Consider the following 20212-nt stretch of genomic DNA (forward strand, 5'->3'; position numbering starts at 1 on the left):
TCACGGCGCTGAAGGAGCGCCGCGCCACCTCCCCATCTGCGATTGGGGGGAGACATATGGGGCAGGGCGACTACAGCCCCAATCTGCGGGCCCGGCCGGCGATCTCCAGCAGCAGACGCTCAGCGATCAGCTGATCCGGCATTCCGGTCGTCTTGGTGGCGACGTCGGCGGTGTTGATGCTGTCCATCACCTCGTCCAGGGCCTCCAGCCGCCAGGACCGCGCCTGACGCAGCATTTCGGCCTCCTGTTTCCAGAAGACGCCTGCGGCTTTTGCGGCCTCCTTGGCCCCTGCGCCGTTGGCCTGCAGGATATTGATTCGACGCAGTTTTCCCAGGTGCATGGCGGCGAAACGTACGGCCATGACCGAGGATTCGCCTTCGGCGAAGGCGCGGCGCAGGCCCGACTGGGCCGGGGCGGGGCGGGCGCCGAAGGCCTGGAGGGCGGCGTCGGACAGGGAGGCGTCGGGTTCGACCCCCAGATGCTGTTCCAACTCGTCCATGTCTATGGTGCGGCCCGAGCCGGGGCCGATGAACAGGGCCAGACGCTCGATCTCCTGACGCATCAGGCCGCGTTCGCGGGGCAGGCGGGCGACGAACCGGTCCAGGGCGTCTGAGGTCAGGCCCACCTTGTCGGCGGCTAAAGCCTCTCGCGTCATCCGGGCCACGTCGCCGGTCTCGTCCTCGTAGCAGACGATGCCGACGGCCCCCGTCTCCTTCTCGGCGGCCTTGCGCAGGGCGGATTCACGACCCAGCTGGTCGGCCTCGACCACCATCATGGCGTCGGGGTTGTAGCCGCCCTCGGCGTGGATCTTGAGGGCAGCGGCGACGGCCTTGTCGACACCCGGCTTGACCGTCGACAGCCGGATCCGCACCAGACGTCGCCCGCCCATCAGGGACATGGCGGTCAGGGCCTCTTCCAGCTTCGTCTCGTCGCCGTCGATGTCGCTGTCGGTCAGGACGGTGACGTTGAAGGGGTCGTTCAGGTCCGGCGTGACCGTCCTGCACAGAATCTCGGCCCGTTCAGCGACGCCGGACCGGTCCTTGCCGTGGATCAGGGCCGCCCGGATCGCCGGATCGGGCGCCTTCAGGAAGCGATCGATCTCTGGGCGTTTGGCGAGGATCACTGGTTCGACAGGGCCTGCATGAGGTCGAGCCGGATCAGGCGCGCGAGTTCGGAGGCGGCGCGTTCCTCGCCGTCCTGCTGGGCGGCGATGGCGGCATAGGGCTGATCCGCGGTGGCGTAGGTGGTGGTGACCGTCTCGGTCCCGCCGATGGGCGTGCCGCCCGCAGCCGGAGTCAGAGTCCAGCTGGCCTTGACCGTCAGTTCGTAACGGGTCGCGGTGTCGTCGATCCGGCGGCCCAGCGAGCGGCGGCTTTGCTCGACCTGGGTCGTCAGGCGATACAGGGGCGTGGCGGACCGGTCCCAGGCCAGGGCGTCCTCCAGCTGTTCACGCAGGCGATAACCCAGCCGGTCGTCCTGGGTCGTGACGGCGATACGGCGCAGGGACGAGCCCACGGCCGGTTCGGCGTACATGGGGGTGAAGCCGCAGGCCGACAGGGCCAGAGAGGCCAGAACGGCGAAGGCCGCTGCGATACGCATCAGCCGGCCACCAGATTGACGATGCGGTCCTTGACCACGACGATCTTCTTCACGCTCAGACCCTCCAGACGCGCCTGTACGGTCTCGTCGGCCAGGACGATGGCCTCGACCTCGGCGGGCTCCATGCCGCGCGGCACGCGGATTTCCGCGCGACGCTTGCCGTTGATCTGGATGGGCAGGACCACCTCGTCGTCGGCCGCCAGAGCAGCGTCCCACACGGGCCAGGGCGCGTCCAGAACCATCCCGTCCTCTCCGAGCTGCGACCAGCATTCCTCGGCCAGGTGCGGGGTGAAGGGGGCGACCAGACGGGCCAGGGCCGACAGGGCCTGACGCTTGGCGTCGCCGCCGGCCCGGGTCGCATCGCGGATGGTGGCGACGAAGGCGTAGAGCTTGGCGATGGCGGAGTTGAAGCGGAAGCCTTCCACGCCTTCGGACACAGCCTTGATGGCCTTGTGCGTCTCGCGCAGCAGGTCGGCGTTGGCCTTGTCCTCGCCGGCGAAGGCAGGGTCATAGGCGTCGAACAGGGTCCAGGCGCGCTGGACGAAGCGGCTGGCGCCCTCGACGCCGCCGGGGGTCCATTGCACGTCGCGTTCGGGCGGGCTGTCGGACAGGACGAATAGGCGACCGGCGTCGACGCCGTGGCTTTCCAGGATTTCGGCCGGGGCGACGACATTCTTCTTCGACTTGGACATCTTCTCGATGTCGCCGATGACCAGGGCGTCGCCGGTCGACAGCTGGCGAGCCGAACGGACGCCGTTGTCGTTGTTCAGCTCGACATCAGTGGGCTCGACCCAGGCGCCGTCGGTCCGCCGGTAGGTCTCGTGGACCACCATGCCTTGGGTGAACAGGCCGGCGAAGGGTTCCTTGACGTTCATCAGGCCGGCGTCGGTCAGGGCGCGGGTGACGAAGCGGGCGTAGAGCAGGTGCAGGACCGCGTGCTCGACCCCGCCGATATACTGATCGACCGGCAGCCAGCGGTCGGCGGCGGCCTTGTCGATCGGGGCCTCGGCGGTCGGATCGGTGAAACGGGCGAAATACCAGCTGGAGTCGACGAAGGTGTCCAGGGTGTCGGTCTCGCGCGTCGCCTCGCCGCCGCAGGAGGGGCAGGCGACGTGTTTCCAGGTCGCGTGACGATCCAGCGGATTGCCTGGCACGTCGAAGGTGACGTCGTCGGGCAGGACGACCGGCAGCTGGGAGGCGGGAACCTCCACCGGGCCGCAGGACGGGCAGTGGATGATCGGGATCGGGCAACCCCAGTAGCGTTGACGCGAAACGCCCCAGTCGCGCAGGCGATAGATGGTCGCGCCCTGGCCCGTGCCGGCCGCCTCGACGCGGCGGATGGCCTCGGCCTTGGCGGCCTCGATGTCCAGGCCGTTCAGGAAGTCGGAATTATAGATGGCGCCGGGGCCTGTGTAGGCCTCGTCACCGACGGTGAAGTCGTCGCCGGCGCCCTCGGGGCGGACGACCGGGATCACCGGCAGGTCGTATTTGCGGGCGAAGTCCAGGTCGCGCTGGTCATGGGCCGGGCAGGCGAAGATGGCCCCCGTGCCGTATTCCGACAGGATGAAGTTGGCGATCCAGACCGGGACCTCGGCGCCGGTGAAGGGATGGACGGCCTTCAGGCCGGTGTCCCAGCCGATCTTCTCCGCCTGGTCGATATCGGCCTGGGAGGTGCCGCCCGCGCGGCATTTGGCGACGAATTCGGCGACGCGCGGATCGGCGTCGGCCAGCTGTTTCGAGATCGGATGATCCGGGGCCAGGCCCAGGAAGCTGGCGCCGAACAGGGTGTCGGGGCGGGTGGTGTAGATCTCGACGCCGTTTTCATAACCGGCGGGAGCCTGGCCGGAGAACGCCCAGGTCATCTGCAGCCCCTTGGAGCGACCGATCCAGTTCTCCTGCATCAGCCGGACCTTCTCGGGCCAGCGGTCCAGGGTCTTCAGTCCGTCGATCAGGTCGTCGGCATAGTCGGTGATGCGCAGGAACCACTGGTTCAGCTTGCGCTTCTCGACCACGGCGCCGGAACGCCAGCCGCGGCCGTCGATCACCTGCTCGTTGGCCAGAACGGTGTTGTCGACCGGATCCCAGTTGACCACCCCGTCCTTGCGATAGACCAGGCCGCGCCGATACAGCTCCAGGAACCAGGCCTGCTGCTTGCCGTAGTATTCCGGGTCGCAGGTGGCGAATTCGCGCGACCAGTCCAGCGACAGGCCCAGCAGTTTCAGCTGTTCGCGCATGTTGGCGATGTTGGAATAGGTCCAGCCCTTGGGATGGATGCCGCGCTCCATCGCCGCATTCTCGGCCGGCATGCCGAAGGCGTCCCAGCCCATCGGGTGCAGGACATCGAAGCCCTGGGCGCGTTTCGACCGCGCCACCACGTCGCCCATCACATAGTTTCGGGCGTGGCCCATATGGATGTTCCCCGAAGGATAGGGAAACATTTCAAGCACATAGTATTTCGGACGGCCGGTGTCCTTCGTCACGAAGGCGGAGGCCTCGGCCCAGCGGGCCTGTTGGCGGGGTTCGGCGGTCTTGGGTTCGTAACGGGCCACGGTCGTCCTGAAAGTCAGAAGGGCGCTGACGCCCTCCCGGCTCAACTAGCCCGAAGGACGACAGCGCCCAAGAAGATTTGCCGCGCTCAAGCAACCCGGAGGGTGATAGCGCAGGAAAAATGCGCTCAAGCAGCCCGAAGGGCGTCAGCGCCTACAAGGGAAGCGAATGCGGCCTTCAGCCTGCATTCGCCAGGTTCAGCTGGCGCGCCTTGGTCAGGATGGCGTTTTCCAGATCGCTCTCGGTCTGGGCGGCGACCGGGGCGGCGGTCCACTGGCCGTCGGCGCCCTTCACTTCCTTGGTCACCGTGACGTTCAGCGCGTCGGCGCGCAGACGGGTGTCCAGGATGAAGACGGTCGCCTTGAAGCGCTCGTTCGGCGTCTGGGGGTTGGTGTACCAGTCGTAGTTGATCACGCCGCCCCAGGGGTCGGCGGTCACCAGAGGCATGAAGCTGAGGGTGTCGAGCGAGGCGCGCCACAGATAGCCGTTGACGCCGATGCCTTGCTGCACGTTCGTCTTGGGGGCCTTCTTGTCGCCGCCGCCGACGAAGGGAATGCTCGAGCAGGCGCTCAGGGCGGCGCCCGAGACGAGGGCGATGGCGACGCCGCGAACCAGGGCCTTGTTGAGGCTCATCAAGGAAGTCTCCGTAAACTCAGGGACGTGAAGGCACCGGCCCCCACGCACGCACGGCTCTGCGCAATCATCCGCGCCGCTGCGCGGCTCTATAACACGGGCAAAAGGGGCGATGACAAGGCGAAGTCGGGGGCGAAGTGCGGAAGGCGCGCGATACGGATTGTCTCGTTCTGTGACAGCTTCCTGTCAGCTTCACCCCAAATGGCCCAATTCCCGTGACGCTTGAGCCACATCGCACTGCAACAATGAAAGGGAACGACGTTATGCGGTCCGCGTTGCGTTGACCGGGCGGACCCCCGATGTCTAATCGCGGTGTCCACGACCAGTTCGGTCGGTTCAGGGTTGGAAACGTCGTCGTGAGACGGCGTTCGAAGGGTTTGGAATGCGTTTCGGCGGTTTCTCGGCTGTGGTGCTTGCGACGGTGGCTTTCGCCGCCGCCTCGCCCGTGCTCGCCGCGCCTCAGGCGCAACAGAGCCGCGCGCCCAGCGTCTCCCTGTCCGAAGCCCAGGCCGCCCAGCGAAATGCGCCGACGCAACAACGCCGCGGCCTGCGCCTGAACGACAGCGGTCGCTGGGGTCTGGATTTCAACCTGAACCAGCCAGTCGGCCGCGAGACCGACTGGGGTGACGTCGAGGCCGGCGCCTATTACCGGCTGAACGACCGTCTGCGCGTCGGCGCCGCCGCCGCCGTGGCCTCGCCCGAGGCCGATCCGGCTCGCGCGCCGGAAACCAATGGCCGCGCCCAGCCGCGCGTGCGCTTGGAAACCATCTTCAAGTTCTGATTTCGGGTTCGGCGAAGGCCGCCTGGATCGCCTCGACTCCCGCCAGGCCGCAGGCCCCGGCGCCGATCAGCCTGTCCGCATTGCCGGGCTTGATCCCGCCCAGGGCGTAGACGGGCAGGTTCGCCTCGGCGACATGCGTTCGAAAACCGTTCAATCCCAAGGGCGGTTTGGCGGCCGAGCGGCCTCCGGCCGGGAAAACCGGCGATAGGACCAGGGCGTCCAGCCCTTCCGTGGCGGGCGGGCCGCCGTGCCAGGCGGCGGTCAGGATCCAGTCAGAGCGGGCGGCGCGGATCGCCGGGGCCTGGTGCGCCGCCCGTTCGGGCAGGTGCAGGCCGTCGGCTTCGAGCGCTTCGGCCAGGTCGGCGTCCAGACCGACCAGCAGGCGGACCCCGGTCCCGGTCGCGACCTCGCGCAGGCGTCGGCCGGTCTCGGCCGCGTCGGCGGCGCCGAAGGCACGGAAGACTATGGCCGATCCGGCAGGCAGGCGGGCCGCCGTCTCCCATGGGCGGGGCGTGCGGGCCGGATCGGTGAAGAAGAGCAGGGGGGACAGGGTCGCCGCCTGCGGGCTGACAGCGGCGGCGGCGCGGTTTAGAGCGGTCGCGGCCGCCCACAGGGCGCGCGCCTCATCGCTGTAACCGGCCGGCAGGATCATGACCCCTTCTTCCTCCGCTTCTTCTGCTTCGTCCATCGCGGATCGGGTCGCCGGGGTCCGGGCGCGGATCGAGGCCGTCTGTCGCGCGGCCGGGCGCGATCCGGCCTCGGTCATCCTTACCGCCGTGTCCAAGACCCAGGAACCCGAGGCCATAGACGCTGTGTTGGCGACGGGCCAGCGGGTGTTTGGCGAAAACCGGGTGCAGGAGGCGCAAGCCCGCTGGATCGACCGTCTCCCCGGTCTGGCGGATCTGGAGCTGCGGCTGATCGGCCCGCTGCAGACCAACAAGGCCGAGGACGCGGTCGCCCTGTTCGACGTCATCGAGACCCTGGATCGCGAGAAACTCGCCCGCGCTCTGGCAGAGGCGGCGATGAAGCGCGGCCGATCGCCGCGTGTCCTGATCCAGGTCAATACCGGCGCCGAGCCGCAGAAGGCCGGAATTCCGCCCGATCAGGCCGACGCCCTGATCACCTCGGCGCGGGACGCCCATGGTCTGACGGTCGAGGGGCTGATGTGTATTCCGCCCGCAGATCAGGACGCCCAGCCCCATTTCCGAATGCTGGCCGACATCGCCGCCCGCAATGGTCTGGCGGTTCTGTCGATGGGGATGAGCGGCGACTACGAGGCGGCGATCCGCTGCGGCGCGACCCATGTTCGGGTCGGAACGGCGTTGTTCGGGGAACGAAATCGCCTCTAAACAACCTCTAGGCCGTAACTCGACGTGAATTCGCATCCCCAAGCCTTGGCGCGGGGACCAAGCCTCGCCATTGTCTGTCCATGCCCACGCCCAAGACCATCCTGATCATCGACGACGACGACGACCTGCGCGAGGCGCTGGCGGAGCAGTTGAATCTGCACGAGGAGTTCCGGACTCTTCAGGCCTCGACCGCGACGGACGGGGTGCGGATGGGGCGCGAGGTGCGCGCCGACCTCATCCTGCTGGACGTGGACCTGCCGGACATGGACGGGCGCGAGGCCTGCCGCCTGCTGCGCAAGGACGGGGTCTCGACCCCGGTCATCATGCTGACGGCCCAGGCCGCCGACGCCGACGCCATCCTGGGCCTGGACGCCGGCGCCAACGACTATGTCACCAAACCCTTCCGATTCGCGGTCCTGCTGGCGCGGATCCGCGCCCATCTGCGCAGTCACGAACAGTCCGAGGACGCCGTCTTCACCATCGGCCCGTACGAATTCCGTCCCGCCGCCAAGGTGCTGATGGACGCCAAGGGCAAGAAGGTGCGGCTGACCGAGAAGGAAACCAACATCCTCAAGTACCTCTATCGCGCCGGGGCCAAGCCCGTATCGCGCGAGGAGCTGCTGACCGAGGTCTGGGGCTACAACGCCGGGGTCACGACCCATACGCTGGAAACCCACATCTATCGCCTGCGCCAGAAGATCGAGCCCGAGCCCGGTCAGGCGCGCCTGCTGCTGACCGACGCGGGCGGTTACCGGCTGCAGCCCTAGGGCTCGGCCGATTCCCGCTGTCTGATCGTGAACAGCGGCAGGAAGCGGTGGACCAGGGGGCCGATGGCTAGGGCGTAGAGGATGGTGCCGATTCCGACCGAGCCGCCCAGCAGCCAGCCAACGGCGACGACCGCCAATTCGATACTGGTCCGCACCCATTTCACCGGCCAGCCGGTGCGGGCGACGATCCCGGTCATCAGGCCGTCGCGCGGACCCGGACCGAGGCCGGCGCCGATATAGGCCCCGCTGGCGACACCGTTCAGCACCACGCCCGCGACCAACAGGCCGACGCGGATCGGTAGGGCCAGGTCGGACGGGATCCAGTCCAGGCCGAAATTGGCGACCGTGCCGATCACCAGAACATTGGCCACCGTGCCGATCCCCGGCCTCTGGCGCAGGGGAATCCACAGCAGCAGCACGGCCATACCGATCAGATTGACGACCAGGCCGAAGCTGAGCCCGGCCGGGCCGGCGAAGCGTTCGAACACGCCCTGGGTCAGCACATCCCATGGATCCAACCCCAGATCGCCGCGGACGATCAGGGCGATGGACAGGCCGTAGAGGCCGAGACCGAGAAAGAGCTGGATCAGACGACGGGTCATCATGCGGCCAATCTCACCCAAACCGGCCCTGGAAAAAAGAGCCAGTTATGCCATTCTGGCCCCATGTCCGCGCGTTCCATCGGTCCCGTCTCCCTGATCCGCCATCTCGGCGCCTGGCGCGCGCCGGGGGCGGGGCCGGCCTATCGCCAGCTGGCCGGGGCGGTACGACTTCTGATCCTGGACGGACGACTGCCGCTGGAGGCGCGGCTGCCGGGCGAGCGGGAAATGGCGCAGGCCCTGGGTTTGAGCCGTACGACCGTCTCGGCCGCCTATGGCCGACTGCGGGATGACGGCTTCCTCGGCGGGGGGCAGGGGGCGGCAGCGCGGACCCGCCTGCCGTCCGGCGCGGATGGCGCGCGGGCGGCGCCGGACAACGGCGAACGGCCGGGCCTGATCGACCTGACCTCGGCCGTGCTGCCGGCCGATCCCAATGTCCACGCCGCCTATGTGCGCGCGCTGGAACGGCTGCCCGCCAACCTGCCCGGCCACGGTTACGAGACGGCGGGGCTGGAGGCGCTGCGCGAGGCGGTGGCGGCCGGATACCGGCGGCGCGGCCTGCCGACCTCGCCGGGGCAGATCCTGATCACCCACGGGGCGCACAACGGTCTGGTCCATCTGCTGCGGCTGACGGTGCGGCCCGGCGATCCGGTGGTGTTCGACCACCCCACCTATCCGCAGGCCATAGACGCCATACTTGCGGCGGGCGGGCGGGCCGTGCCCGTCGCCCTTCCGGACAGCGATGGCAATGAGGGCTGGGACGTCGAGGGCCTGGCCGCGGCCTGTCGCAGCAGCGGCGCGGCCCTGGCCTATCTGGTGCTGGACCACAATAATCCGACCGGTCGGATGATGCGGGCGGCGGACCGGGCGAAGCTTCTGGCGGCGCTGAAGGGATCCGAGACCCTGCTGGTGCTGGACGAGACCCTGGTCGACCTGACCCTCAGCGGCCCGCCGGCCCTGACCGCCTCGGCGGTCGACGCCCCGCGCGTGGTGCGGCTGGGCTCCATGTCCAAGAGCGTCTGGGGCGGGCTGAGGATCGGCTGGATCCGCGCCGACCGGGCGGTGATCCAGCGTCTGGCCCAGAGCCGGGCCAGTTTCGACCTGGGAGTGCCGATCCTGGAGCAGTTGGCGGCGGTCGAACTGCTCAGCGACGGCGGCAAGGCCCTGGCGGCTCGGCGTCCCCTGTTGAGGGCCCGGCGGGATCACCTGCGCGCTCGCCTGACTGAGCGCCTGCCCGACTGGATCTGCCCACGTCCGGCCGGCGGCCTGTCGATCTGGGCGCGTCTGCCCGATCCGGTCAGTTCGGCCCTGGCGGTCCAGGCCGAGGCGGAGGGGCTGAAGCTGGCGCCCGGCCCGCGTTTCGGCGTCGACGGCGCCTTCGAACGCCGCCTGCGCCTGCCCTACACCCTGCCCGAGGATCAGCTGGACCTGGCGGTCGAACGTCTGGCCAGGGCGGCGCGGAAGGTGGGGTCGGGCGGGAGGAGAAAAACAGCCGTCGCGAAGCCGGTCGCCGTCTACTGAGGCGTCAGACGTCCAGGTCCACCGTGACCGGGGCGTGGTCGCTGGGGCGGTCCCATTCGCGGACGTCGTCGTGGATCCGGGCGGTGTCCTTGACCACGGCGGGGGTCAGGCCGGGCGAGGTCCAGATATGGTCCAGGCGTAGGCCCCGATTGGACTTGCGGAAGTCAGCGGCGCGATAGCTCCACCAGCTGGCCAGTTTCTGCGGCTCGGGGAAACGGTCGCGCAGCACGTCGGCGAAACCGCCCGTCGCCTGGAGCCGGTTCAGGGTCTCGACCTCGATCGGGGTGTGGCTGACGATCTTGGACATGTAGCGGTGATTGAAGACGTCGCCTTCGCCCGGCGCGATGTTGAAATCGCCGGCCATGACCAGGGGGCGCGACTTGTCCTGCTTGGCGACGATGGCGGTCAGCTGTTCGTAGAAGTCCATCTTGTGATCGAACTTGGGGTTCAGTGCGCGGTCCGGCACGTCGCCGCCGGCCGGGATGTAGAAATTCTGGACGTCGATCCCGGCGACGCTGGCCGAGACACAGCGGGCGTGGCCCAGTTTGCAGACCTGGAAGGTGTCGCTGTCCTCAAGCGGCATGCGGCTGGCGATGGCCACCCCGTGCCAGCCCTTCTGACCGGCGACGCGCAGATGGGGCATGCCCATCTCCTCGAAGGCGGCGCGGGGGAACTGGTCCGTGGTGCATTTGATCTCCTGCAACATCAGGACGTCGGGCGCGCGCTCGGCGACGAACCGCGCGACCTGGTCGATGCGCAGGCGGACGGAGTTGATGTTCCAGGTGGCGAGGCGAAGGGTCATGCGCCCCGAATAGCAGGATGCCGCGCATAAAAAAGGCCCGGCCGCTACGGGCCGGGCTTATCGAAGTTTATCGTCTCTCTCGCCGCCGGGAGGGGATACTTCCATGGCGGTAGAACGGCCGCCGCCGTTCTGTGGTTCTGATGTCACGACCAAAAGAAAAGGTCAAATTGTCATATTTGACTATTGGCTGTGATTATCCGGCAACGGATGGATAACGGTGATTCGCCGGTCTCCGCGCTTAGTTGCGACCTGGACGGCGCGTCGGATCGCGCAGCTGGAACAGGCTGGCGGGCAGGTTCGAGGCCGGCTGCAGCGAGGTCAGCTGGGTGCGGGTGCGCGACCCTTGCGCGTCCGTGATGGTCCATTCGTGCAGACGCATGGGGCTGCCGGCGAAGGCCAGGACGACCGAGCCGTCGTTCGGACGGTTCTGGTCCCGCGCGGTGATGGCGAAGGCGCCGGAGTCCATTCGCGTGACCCGGTCGATGCGGACGCCCTGATCCAGACGGACATTGCGCGCCAGGAAGGTGGACAGGGGGGTGCGGCCCAGCGGCACCTGCTGGAAATTGTTCAGGCGCGGGTCGTAGCGTTTGACGTTGTAGCCGTCCGACACGACCAGAAGCCCGGCCGGATTGGTGTATTCGAACCGCATCTTGCCCGGACGCAGCAGCGAGAAACGGCCCTCGCGACGCTGGCCGCCGGGGCCGGTCTCGACGAAGGTCCCCTGGGCCGAGGTCAGGGCCTGGAGATAGCCTTGGGCCTGCTGCACCACGGCGCGATCGGCGGCGGACAGGTTGGACTGGGCCTCGGCCGAGCCGAAGACGCCCAGGGCCGCGAAGCCGGTGACGAGGCCGGCGCCCAGCAGCAGCTGGCGGCGCTGGAGGTCGGCAGGGGCGACAATGGCGGTCGCGCGAGTGGGTTCGGTCATCTGGTCAGTCTCCCGTTCGGGATGGTTGTCGATCCTGCCGTCATGCCCGGCCGGCTTGGCGTCGGAATGACGCGAGCCTGACCATATTCCGGCGCTCCGATGAAGCCCTGTTCATCGAAATGCTGAAGCTTGCGACGGCAGCGGGGAGGGTAACGGACGCGGGGGCGGAGGGTTGCGCGCGATCTTCTCCCTCCCCCGGCGGGGGAGGGTGGTCGAGCCGTAGGCGAGACCGGGTGGGGAGGGCAGGGTGACGCCTCGCGGATTTACGGTGCATCAGACAAGGCGGCCTTGCCGGCCGCCCCCACTCGGTCGCTTCGCGACCACCCTCCCCGGAACGGGGAGGGGGAGGGCGGTGTGGGGTCACACCATCGGCGGCGGGCCGGCCAGGACGTCGCGCTTGCCGGCGTGGTTGGCGGGGCTGACCACGCCTTCCTGCTCCATCCGCTCGATCAGGGAGGCGGCGCGGTTGTAGCCGATCTGAAGGCGGCGCTGGACGTAGGAGGTCGAGGCCTTGCGGTCGCGGGTGACCACGGCGACGGCGCGGTCGTAGAGATCGTCGCCGGATCCGCCGTTCCCGCCCTCATCGAAGCCGTTGTCCCCGTCGCCGTCCGGCTCGTCGGTGATCAGGTCCAGATAGTCGGGCTCGGCCTGGGCCTTCAGGTGTTTGCAGACGTCCTCGACCTCCTTGTCGTCGACGAAGGGGCCGTGCAGGCGGGTGATGCGGCCGCCGCCGGCCATGTACAGCATGTCGCCCTGGCCCAGCAGCTGTTCGCCGCCCTGTTCGCCCAGGATGGTGCGGCTGTCGATCTTCGACGTGACCTGGAAGGAAATCCGGGTCGGGAAATTGGCCTTGATGGTGCCGGTGATGACGTCAACCGACGGGCGTTGGGTGGCCATGATCAGGTGGATGCCGGCGGCGCGGGCCATCTGGGCCAGGCGCTGGACGGCGCCTTCGACGTCCTTGCCGGCGACCAGCATCAGGTCGGCCATCTCGTCCATGACCACGACCAGGAAGGGCAGGGGCTCGGGCCGGATCTTTTCGGATTCGTAGACGGGGCGGCCCTGGTCGTCGAAGCCGGTCTGGACCGTGCGTTCGAAATGTTCGCCCTTGGCCTGAGCTTCGCGGGCGCGCTCGTTGTAGGAGGCGATGTTGCGCACGCCCAGCTTGGACATCCGCCGATAGCGGTCCTCCATCTCGCGCACCGTCCACTTCAGGGCGACGACCGCCTTCTTGGGATCGGTGACGACCGGCGCCAGCAGATGCGGGATGCCGTCATAGACCGACAGTTCCAGCATCTTGGGGTCGATCATGATGAAGCGGCATTCGGCCGGCGAATGGCGATACAGGATCGACAGGATCATGGCGTTGACCCCGACCGACTTGCCCGAGCCGGTGGTGCCCGCGATCAGCAGGTGGGGCATCCGCGCCAGATCGGCGACATAGGGTTCGCCGCCGATGGTTTCGCCCAGGGCCAGGGGCAGCAGATGGCCCTTCTTGTCGTATTCGGCGCTGGCCAGCAGGTCGCGCAGATAGACGGTCTCGCGCTTGGCGTTGGGCAGTTCGATGCCGATGGCGTTGCGGCCCTGGACCACCGAGATCCGGCAGGCGCGGGCGGACATGGACCGGGCGATGTCGTCGGCCAGGGCCACGACGCGGCCGTGTTTGACGCCGGGCGCCGGAACCAGTTCGTACAGGGTGACGACGGGGCCGGGGCGGATCTGGTCGATCACGCCGCGCACGCCGAACTCCTGCAGCACGCCTTCCAGCATCTTGGCGTTCTGTTTCAGCGAATCCTCGTCGACCGCGCCGGTGCGCTGACCCGGCTTGGTCAGTATGCCGAGCGGGGGCAGGTCGAAGGCGCCCTCGGGACGGACGAAGTCGAAGGCCTGCTGGTCGGCGTCGTCCTTGCGGGCCTTGGGCGCCTTGACCGCAGCGACGCGGGGCTCGACCGGCCGGGTCGGGGCGCGGGCGGATGTCGGGGCGGGCTCGTCTTCCCACGGGGGCAGGTCGTCATAGGCGGTCTGAGGCCCATCGGCCTCCATGTCCGTCTCGGGCGGCAGGGGGGCGTCGTCGACCGGCGCGGCGGCGCGGGGCTCGGCCTTCGGTCGGGCGGGCTTGGCGCGAGGTTTCTTGGCGGCGGGCGCAGGCGGCGCAGCGGGGGCGCGCAGCGACCGGCCCCAGTGCAGGGCGTCCAGGAAGTCGACGGCGCGCAGGCCGATGGCGAAGCCGGTCAGCCACAGGCCGGCGCCCAGGAAGATCAGGCCGGCGATGATCCGTCCGCCGGGGATGCGCAGGGCGCCTATGCCCTGGGCGCTGAGACCCGTCAGGGCGTCGCCCCACAGACCGCCGAGGCCGGCGGCCAGGGGCCAGGCGGCGGGGGCGGCGAGGGCGGCCAGGGCCCCGGACAGCAGCAGGGTTCCGCCGGTCGCGGCCAGGGCCTTCAGCGGTGTGGGCTTCAGCCTTTGCTGGATGGCGTCGCCGACCGCGCGGGCCAGGCCGAAGGCGACCAGCAGCAGGGCGGCGGGCCAGGCGGCCAGACCCAGGGACTGCATGAACAGGTCGGCGAACAGGGCGCCGTTCGCGCCTAGCCAGTTGGTGGTCGGCAGGCTGGAGGCGGCGTTCAGACTGGCGTCGGCCGGGTTCCACGAGATCAGGGCGACCAGCAATAGCGTGGCGAGCAGGGCCTGCAGCACGCCCCGGAAGCGCACGACGAAGGGCGCTTCCCACAGGATGCGGGCGCTGATCCAGGCCTGACGGCCGACGGCGAGGGCGGTGGACATGAAAGGGCGGACCTTCCGGGCGGCTGACGTTCGGCAGCCCTTGTCGCACCGGCAGGGTTAAGAGCGCATTTACCAGCGGGAGGGTGGGAGATCGTCTCCTCCCCGCTCTGCGGGGAGGTGGCTCGAAGCGCAGCGGAGAGACGGAGGGGTTCTTCCCGCACGATCGACGTCTGTGCGGCTTCAAGAACCCCTCCACCGCTACGCGGTCCCCCTCCCCGCGAGGCGGGGAGGAGACGGGGGTGTGCGTTTCGCCCTCTGGACCTTTGGCCCGCGCGGCGCGACAAGCCCTGCATGGCTGAGATCGAACGCTACGACATCGTCATCGCCGGCGCGGGGCTGACCGGGGCGGCCTTCGCCCTGGCGGCGAGCCAGGCCGGGCTGAAGGTGGTCATGGTCGATCCCCAGCCCTTCGACGCCCAGCTGGCCCCGACCTTCGACGGCCGCTCGACCGCCGTCGCCTTCGCCACCTTCCGGATGCTGGACGCCCTGGGCCTGGGCGAATCCCTGCGGCCCCACGCCTGCCGGATGGACCATATCCTGGTGACGGACGGACGTCGGCCGGGGGCGGCGAGCAAGCCCGCCTCGCCCGCCTTTCTGCGGTTCGACGCCGAGGAGATCGGCGGACGGACCGGGGGCGAGCCCCTGGGCTATATGGTCGAGAACCGCCGCATCCGCGTGGCTTTAGCCGAGGCGGTGACGCGGGCCGGGATCGAGGTTCGGGCGCCGGCCTCGGTGGCCACGGTGCGGACCGAGACGGGCAAGGCCACTGTGGTTCTGGCTGACGGGACCGAGCTGGTCGCCCCCCTGGTCGTCGGCGCAGAGGGCCGGGGCTCGACCGTGCGCCGCGCCGCCGGGATCGAGACGGTCGGCTGGGGCTATGGCCAGAGCGGCGTGGTGGCCACGGTGCGGCTGGGCCGCGACCACGGAAACATCGCCCACGAATATTTCCTGCCGGCCGGGCCGTTCGCCATCCTGCCGCTGACGGACCAGCGCGCCAGTCTGGTCTGGACCGAGACCACGCGTCGGGCCGAGGCGTTGCGGGATGCGTCCGACGAAGCCTTCCACGCCCATCTGATGCGTCGGTTCGGCGAATTTCTGGACGGGGCCACGGTCGAGGGGCCGCGCTTCGTCTATCCGCTGTCGCTGAGCCTGGCCGAGAAACTGGTCGCGCCGCGCCTGGCCCTGATCGGCGACGCCGCCCACGGGGTGCATCCGGTGGCGGGCCAGGGGCTGAACATGGGTCTGAAGGACGCCGCCGCCCTGGCCGAGGTGCTGGGCGAGGCCGCGCGCCTCGGCGAGGACATCGGCTCGGAGACGGTGCTGGAGCGTTACGCCCGCTGGCGCCGGTTCGACAATGCGGCCCTGGCGGCGGGGTTCGACGCCTTCGTGCGGCTGTTCTCCAACGACATCGCCCCGGTGCGGCTGGTGCGGGATCTGGGCATGGCGGCGGTCAACCGGATCGGCCCGCTGCGCCGGGCCTTCATGCACGAGGCCGGCGGGGCGACGGGGGATCTGCCGAAACTGCTGCGCGGCGAGCCGGTCTGACGGATTTTTCCCTCCCCGTGCCGGGAGGGAGAGGCATTCGCTTGGGCTTCTAGTTCAGCCGCATTCGCACCCGTTCGAACGTCGTCGAGCGGCGGGCCTCCTCGACGCCGTCCAGGCCGTGGGCGCGTGACAAGGCCTGGAGCGAGCCGGCCAGCGCGCCCTGTTTCTCACGGGCGGCGGCGACGTCGAGCCAGGGGCGGTGGTCCTCGGGGTCCAGCAGGGCGCGGCGCAGGGCCGAGCGTTCGGCGGCGTCATAGTCCTGGCCCCGGATGGCGCGGCTGAACAGGACGTTCTGCAGACGGATCAGGGCCTGGCGGTCGCTGACCGGGGCCATGAGGATATCCAGTCGGTCCGCGACATGGGGCGTCAGACCGGCGCGGAGGGCGCGGCGCGTCAGTTCGCTGGGCAGGACCAGCCGGCCCTGGCTGAACGGATCCAGGGCCACGGGGCCGTCGCCGGTCTCGACCCGGATCAGGAAATGGCCCGGGAAGTCGACGCCGGCCGCGTCCAGACCCGCCGCCTTGGCCGTGTGCAGATAGAAGACCGCCAGGGCCGCCGACAGGCCGCGCCGCCGCTCGGCCACGTCGATGATGTCGGTGTTGGACGGGTGGTCGTAGTGGAGCAGGTCGCCGTTCAGGCGCAGGTCGGCGGCCATGGTCTCGGACAGGGCGTCGTCGGGGCTTTCGCCGCCGATGCGTTCCTTCAGCCGCTCGCAGGCGCTGCGGGCCAGGGTGCGGACGGGCTCAGTATCGCGGAACGGATAGTCGTGAATGGCGCAGGCGATTGCGGCTTCCAGCAGGGGGAAGCCGTCGTCGCCGGCCTCTCCGGCCGACGTCAGGATGGCCTCGGCCTCTTCCCGCGTCATGCGATCCCTTCAGCCCCTGCCGTGGTCTGTGACGCCGCGAAGATGACGCGGAAACCGTTTCGGGGCCAGCGCCACCATATCAATTCTCAATTCAAGAGGTTGCAGGGCCGGCCGATTGCGCCGCACGGCCTCGCCCGCCGCGACCAGTCGGCGGTGTTGATCCGGCTTCAGCGCCAGAAGCGCCGCCTCCAGGGTGGCGCGGCGCTTGACCTCGACCACGGCCAGAATCCGGCCGCGTCGGGCCAACAGGTCGATCTCTCCGGCCCGGCTCTTCAGGCGAAAGCCCAAAATCTGATAGCCCTTGGCCATCAGCCACAAGGCGGCGGTCCATTCGGCCGCATGACCGCTGCGGAAGGCGGCTCCGCCGAGCGCCTGACGCCACGCCGCCTTCGGGCGACGGTTCGGCGCCGGGCGCGGCAGGCGCTGGCTCACCGGTCCCGAAGCTCCAGGGCGCGGCGATACAGGGTCTTGCGGTTCAGCCCCAGGGCCTTGGCCACCTCGGACGCGGCCTCGCCGGTCGGCAGATGTTTCAGCGCCTCGATCAGGGCGGCGTCGGCGTCGGCTTCGCTGGCCTGTTCCTGCTCGCCGGGGCCGATGACGACGACGATCTCGCCCTTGGGGGCGTCGAGGCGGGGGTGAACCGCCAGTTCGTCCAGCGTGCCGCGCACGCATTCCTCGTAGAGTTTGGTCAGTTCGCGGGCCACGGCGGCGGGACGAGGGCCCAGGACGGCGGCCATGTCGGTCAGGCTGTCCCTCAGGCGCGGGCCGCTCTCGAAGAAGACCAGGGTCTGGCGCTGACCCTTCAGCCCCTCCAGAGCGGCGGTGCGACCGGCCGTCTTGGGCGGCAGGAAGCCGGCGAACAGCACCCGGTCGGCGGGCAGGCCGGCGATGCACAGGGCGGCCAGCAGGCTGGACGGACCGGGGATCGGATGGACCGGCAGGCCCTCGGCGATGACGGCGCGGGCGACGACGAAGCCGGGGTCGGAGACCAGGGGGGTGCCGGCGTCGGAGACCAGGGCCACGACCTGACCCTCGCGCAGCCGTTCGATGGCCAGGTCGGCGGCGCGGCCGGAGGCGTGATCGTCGCAGCGTTCCAGCCTGGCCTTCAGCCCATAGGCGGACAGTAGTTTGGCGGTGACGCGGGTGTCCTCGGCCAGGACAAGATCGGCGGCCGCCAGCACGTCCAGGGCCCTGAGCGTCATGTCGCGCAGATTGCCTATGGGCGTCGCCACCAGATAGAGGCCCGGCTCGACCCGCCGGGACGGCGGGGCGGTCGGCGGGAAGAGGCCGGGCTCGCTCATGGTCAGACGGTCGGCGGCACCGAGGTCGTCGGCCTGGCCTCGACCACGGACGCCGGCGGACGCGGCGCCGAGGTCAGGCCCGAGCCCTGGAAGGCGGGACCGGCGTCATAGGCGGCGAAGGTGGCGGCGGTCAGGATCTCGCTGACCGAGGCGCCCAGGGAGACGATCTGGACCGGCTTCTCCAGACCGACCAGCAGCGGGCCGATCACGGTGGCGCCGCCCAGGGCCTGGACCAGCTTGGTCGAGATGGCGGCCGAATGGATGGCCGGCATGACCAGGACGTTGGCGGGCTTGGTCAGACGGTTGAAGGCGTAGGCCGGGTGGCCCTTGGGATCCAGGGCGACTTCCGGCGGCATTTCGCCCTCGTATTCGAAGTCGACGCCCTTCTTGTCCAGGATGCGGATGGCCTCGCGGATCTTCTCGGCCCGGTCGCCGGGCGGATTGCCGAAGGTCGAATAGGACAGGAAGGCCACGCGCGGGTTGCGGCCCAGTTTGCGCACCGTCTCGGCCGCCTTGACGGCGATATCGGCCAGTTCCTCGGCGTCCGGCAGTTCATGGATGGTGGTGTCGGCGACGAACAGGGTGCGTCCCTTGGCCAGCAGGATCGACAGGCCGATCAGGGTGTCCTCGACGTCCAGCACGCGCTGGACCTCTTTCAGGGCCATGTTGAAGTTGCGGGTCACGCCGGCGACCATGGCGTCGGCCCGGCCCTTGGCGACCAGGGTGGCGGCGAAATAGTTGCGGTCCTGATTGATCATCCGCTGCACGTCGCGGCGCAGATAGCCCCGACGCTGCAGCTTCTCGTACAGCCACTCGGTGTCCTCGACATTGTGGCCGGAGACGCGGGCGTTGGTGATCTCGATGCCCAGATCGTCGAAGTTCAGGCCGGCCTCGGCCGCGTTCTGGCGCACCAGGTCCTCTCGACCGACCAGGACGGGGGTGCCCAGTCCGGCCTGTTTGAAGCCCCAGGCGGCGCGGATGACGGCGGGCTCTTCACCCTCGGCGAAGACGACGCGCTTGTCCGGGCCGCCGCGAACGGCGGAGTTGATCTTCTGCATCAGGGCGGCCGACGGATCGACGCGCGAGCGCAGGGCGTTGCGATAGACGTCCATATCCTCGATTTGGACGCGGGCCACGCCGGTATCCATCGCCGCCTGGGCGATGAAGGGCGGGATGTACCAGATCAGACGCGGATCGAAGGGCGTCGGGATGATGTAGTCCGGGCCGAACTTCAGCTTGCGGCCGCGATAGGCGGCGGCGACCTCGTCCGGCACGTCCTCGCGGGCCAGGGCCGCCAGGGCCTGGGCGCAGGCGACCTTCATCTCGTGGTTCACGCGGCGGGCGCGCACGTCCAGGGCGCCCCGGAACAGATAGGGGAAGGCCAGGACGTTGTTGACCTGGTTGACATAGTCCGAGCGGCCGGTGGCGATGATGGCGTCCGAACGGACCGACTTGACGTCTTCCGGCGTGATCTCGGGATCGGGGTTGGCCATGGCGAAGATGATCGGATTGGGGGCCATCGAGGCCACCATCTCCTTGGTGATCGCGCCCTTGGCGGACAGGCCCAGCACCACGTCGGCCCCGACCATGGCTTCGGCCATGGTGCGGAACGGGGTGTCGGTCGCATGGGCGGCCTTCCACTGGTCCATGCCGTGTTCGCGGCCCTTGTAGACCACGCCGTCGCGGTCGCAGATCACGGTGTTCTCGGCCTTGACGCCGGCCGCCTTCATCAGGGCGATGGAGGACAGGCCCGCAGCGCCGGCGCCGGACAGGACGACCTTGATCTCGCTCATCTTCTTGCCGGCGATATGGACGGCGTTGATCAGACCGGCGGTCGAGATGATGGCGGTGCCGTGCTGGTCGTCATGGAAGACGGGGATGTCCAGCAGGTCCTGCAGCTCGCTTTCGATGACGAAACATTCGGGGGACTTGATGTCCTCCAGATTGATGCCGCCCCAGGTGTCGCCGATATTCTTGACGACGGTGATGAACTCGTCCGGATCGGTGGTCTTCACCTCGACGTCGAAGCTGTCGACGTCGGCGAAGCGTTTGAACAGGACCGACTTGCCCTCCATCACCGGCTTGGAGGCCATGTGGCCCAGATTGCCCAGGCCCAGGATGGCGGTGCCGTTCGAGATGACGGCGACCAGATTGCCCTTGGAGGTGTAGTCGTAGGCCTTGTCCGCATCCTCGGCGA

Annotated in this window: 18 protein-coding genes; 5 read left to right on the forward strand and 13 right to left on the reverse strand. The window is 69.1% G+C overall.

Features of this window, described 5'->3' with window-relative positions; genetic code table 11:
- Nucleotides 1-70 precede the first annotated feature (70 nt).
- From holA to ACIQ1T_RS09250, 4 genes are all read right to left on the reverse strand, one after another.
- Nucleotides 71-1123: a DNA polymerase III subunit delta gene (gene holA, locus ACIQ1T_RS09235; protein WP_395944243.1), complete on the reverse strand. Its 1053-nt coding sequence runs from the start codon at nt 1121-1123 to the stop codon at nt 71-73.
- Nucleotides 1120-1599 (reverse strand): LPS assembly lipoprotein LptE, encoded by a 480-nt coding sequence (gene lptE, locus ACIQ1T_RS09240; RefSeq protein WP_395944244.1) that lies wholly within the window; start codon nt 1597-1599, stop codon nt 1120-1122. Before lptE ends, holA begins: the two co-directional genes overlap by 4 nt.
- Nucleotides 1599-4148, reverse strand: coding sequence for a leucine--tRNA ligase (gene leuS, locus ACIQ1T_RS09245; protein ID WP_395944245.1), 2550 nt, complete (start codon nt 4146-4148; stop codon nt 1599-1601). Before leuS ends, lptE begins: the two co-directional genes overlap by 1 nt.
- A gap of 175 nt (nt 4149-4323) precedes the next feature.
- Nucleotides 4324-4779 (reverse strand): DUF3576 domain-containing protein, encoded by a 456-nt coding sequence (locus ACIQ1T_RS09250; protein ID WP_395944246.1) that lies wholly within the window; start codon nt 4777-4779, stop codon nt 4324-4326.
- A 382-nt stretch (nt 4780-5161) separates the two neighbouring features.
- On the opposite strand from ACIQ1T_RS09250, the gene ACIQ1T_RS09255 reads away from it, so the two are divergent.
- On the forward strand, nt 5162-5560 hold the full coding sequence (locus ACIQ1T_RS09255; RefSeq protein WP_395944247.1) for an NtrZ family periplasmic regulatory protein: 399 nt from the start codon (nt 5162-5164) through the stop codon (nt 5558-5560).
- Here the strand turns inward: ACIQ1T_RS09255 and ACIQ1T_RS09260 are convergent.
- Nucleotides 5550-6212 carry a thiamine phosphate synthase gene (locus tag ACIQ1T_RS09260; protein WP_395944248.1) on the reverse strand — a complete coding sequence of 221 codons (663 nt, stop codon included), beginning with the start codon at nt 6210-6212 and terminating at the stop codon, nt 5550-5552. The two genes, ACIQ1T_RS09255 and ACIQ1T_RS09260, sit on opposite strands and share 11 nt — an antisense overlap.
- Between ACIQ1T_RS09260 and ACIQ1T_RS09265 the strand changes: the two genes are divergently transcribed.
- Both ACIQ1T_RS09265 and ACIQ1T_RS09270 read left to right on the forward strand, forming a co-directional pair.
- On the forward strand, nt 6211-6909 hold the full coding sequence (locus ACIQ1T_RS09265) for a YggS family pyridoxal phosphate-dependent enzyme (protein WP_395944249.1): 699 nt from the start codon (nt 6211-6213) through the stop codon (nt 6907-6909). The genes ACIQ1T_RS09260 and ACIQ1T_RS09265 overlap by 2 nt on opposite strands.
- A gap of 80 nt (nt 6910-6989) precedes the next feature.
- Nucleotides 6990-7676: a response regulator transcription factor gene (locus ACIQ1T_RS09270; RefSeq protein WP_395944250.1), complete on the forward strand. Its 687-nt coding sequence runs from the start codon at nt 6990-6992 to the stop codon at nt 7674-7676.
- On the opposite strand, the gene ACIQ1T_RS09275 is transcribed toward ACIQ1T_RS09270, so the two are convergent.
- Nucleotides 7673-8281: a YitT family protein gene (locus ACIQ1T_RS09275; protein WP_395944251.1), complete on the reverse strand. Its 609-nt coding sequence runs from the start codon at nt 8279-8281 to the stop codon at nt 7673-7675. The two genes, ACIQ1T_RS09270 and ACIQ1T_RS09275, sit on opposite strands and share 4 nt — an antisense overlap.
- Before the next feature lie 60 nt (nt 8282-8341).
- Between ACIQ1T_RS09275 and ACIQ1T_RS09280 the strand changes: the two genes are divergently transcribed.
- On the forward strand, nt 8342-9796 hold the full coding sequence (locus ACIQ1T_RS09280; protein ID WP_395944253.1) for a PLP-dependent aminotransferase family protein: 1455 nt from the start codon (nt 8342-8344) through the stop codon (nt 9794-9796).
- Nucleotides 9797-9800: 4 nt separating this feature from the next.
- Here ACIQ1T_RS09280 and ACIQ1T_RS09285 read toward each other — a convergent pair whose 3' ends face one another.
- From ACIQ1T_RS09285 to ACIQ1T_RS09295, 3 genes are all read right to left on the reverse strand, one after another.
- On the reverse strand, nt 9801-10598 hold the full coding sequence (locus ACIQ1T_RS09285) for an exodeoxyribonuclease III (RefSeq protein WP_395944254.1): 798 nt from the start codon (nt 10596-10598) through the stop codon (nt 9801-9803).
- Nucleotides 10599-10836: 238 nt separating this feature from the next.
- On the reverse strand, nt 10837-11523 hold the full coding sequence (locus ACIQ1T_RS09290) for an outer membrane lipoprotein carrier protein LolA (protein ID WP_395944255.1): 687 nt from the start codon (nt 11521-11523) through the stop codon (nt 10837-10839).
- A 360-nt stretch (nt 11524-11883) separates the two neighbouring features.
- A complete protein-coding gene (locus ACIQ1T_RS09295; protein WP_395944256.1) occupies nt 11884-14304 on the reverse strand; it encodes a DNA translocase FtsK in 2421 nt (806 codons plus the stop codon).
- 291 nt (nt 14305-14595) lie between these two features.
- Here ACIQ1T_RS09295 and ACIQ1T_RS09300 point away from each other — a divergent pair, with 291 nt between their 5' ends.
- Nucleotides 14596-15849: a UbiH/UbiF/VisC/COQ6 family ubiquinone biosynthesis hydroxylase gene (locus tag ACIQ1T_RS09300; protein ID WP_395944257.1), complete on the forward strand. Its 1254-nt coding sequence runs from the start codon at nt 14596-14598 to the stop codon at nt 15847-15849.
- 49 nt (nt 15850-15898) lie between these two features.
- Here the strand turns inward: ACIQ1T_RS09300 and ACIQ1T_RS09305 are convergent, their stop codons facing one another.
- The 4 genes from ACIQ1T_RS09305 to ACIQ1T_RS09320 all read right to left on the reverse strand — a co-directional run.
- Nucleotides 15899-16714 (reverse strand): SirB1 family protein, encoded by an 816-nt coding sequence (locus ACIQ1T_RS09305; RefSeq protein ID WP_395944258.1) that lies wholly within the window; start codon nt 16712-16714, stop codon nt 15899-15901.
- Between the two features lie 9 nt (nt 16715-16723).
- On the reverse strand, nt 16724-17146 hold the full coding sequence (locus tag ACIQ1T_RS09310) for a YraN family protein (protein ID WP_395944259.1): 423 nt from the start codon (nt 17144-17146) through the stop codon (nt 16724-16726).
- Nucleotides 17143-18015 carry a 16S rRNA (cytidine(1402)-2'-O)-methyltransferase gene (gene rsmI, locus ACIQ1T_RS09315; protein WP_395944260.1) on the reverse strand — a complete coding sequence of 291 codons (873 nt, stop codon included), beginning with the start codon at nt 18013-18015 and terminating at the stop codon, nt 17143-17145. The genes ACIQ1T_RS09310 and rsmI overlap by 4 nt, the downstream gene beginning before the upstream one ends.
- A 2-nt stretch (nt 18016-18017) precedes the next feature.
- On the reverse strand, nt 18018-20212 hold a 2195-nt coding region (locus ACIQ1T_RS09320), incomplete at its 5' end, for an NADP-dependent malic enzyme (protein ID WP_395944261.1).

Origin of the sequence: Brevundimonas sp. (assembly GCF_044336875.1) — a bacterium.
Classification (GTDB): domain Bacteria; phylum Pseudomonadota; class Alphaproteobacteria; order Caulobacterales; family Caulobacteraceae; genus Brevundimonas.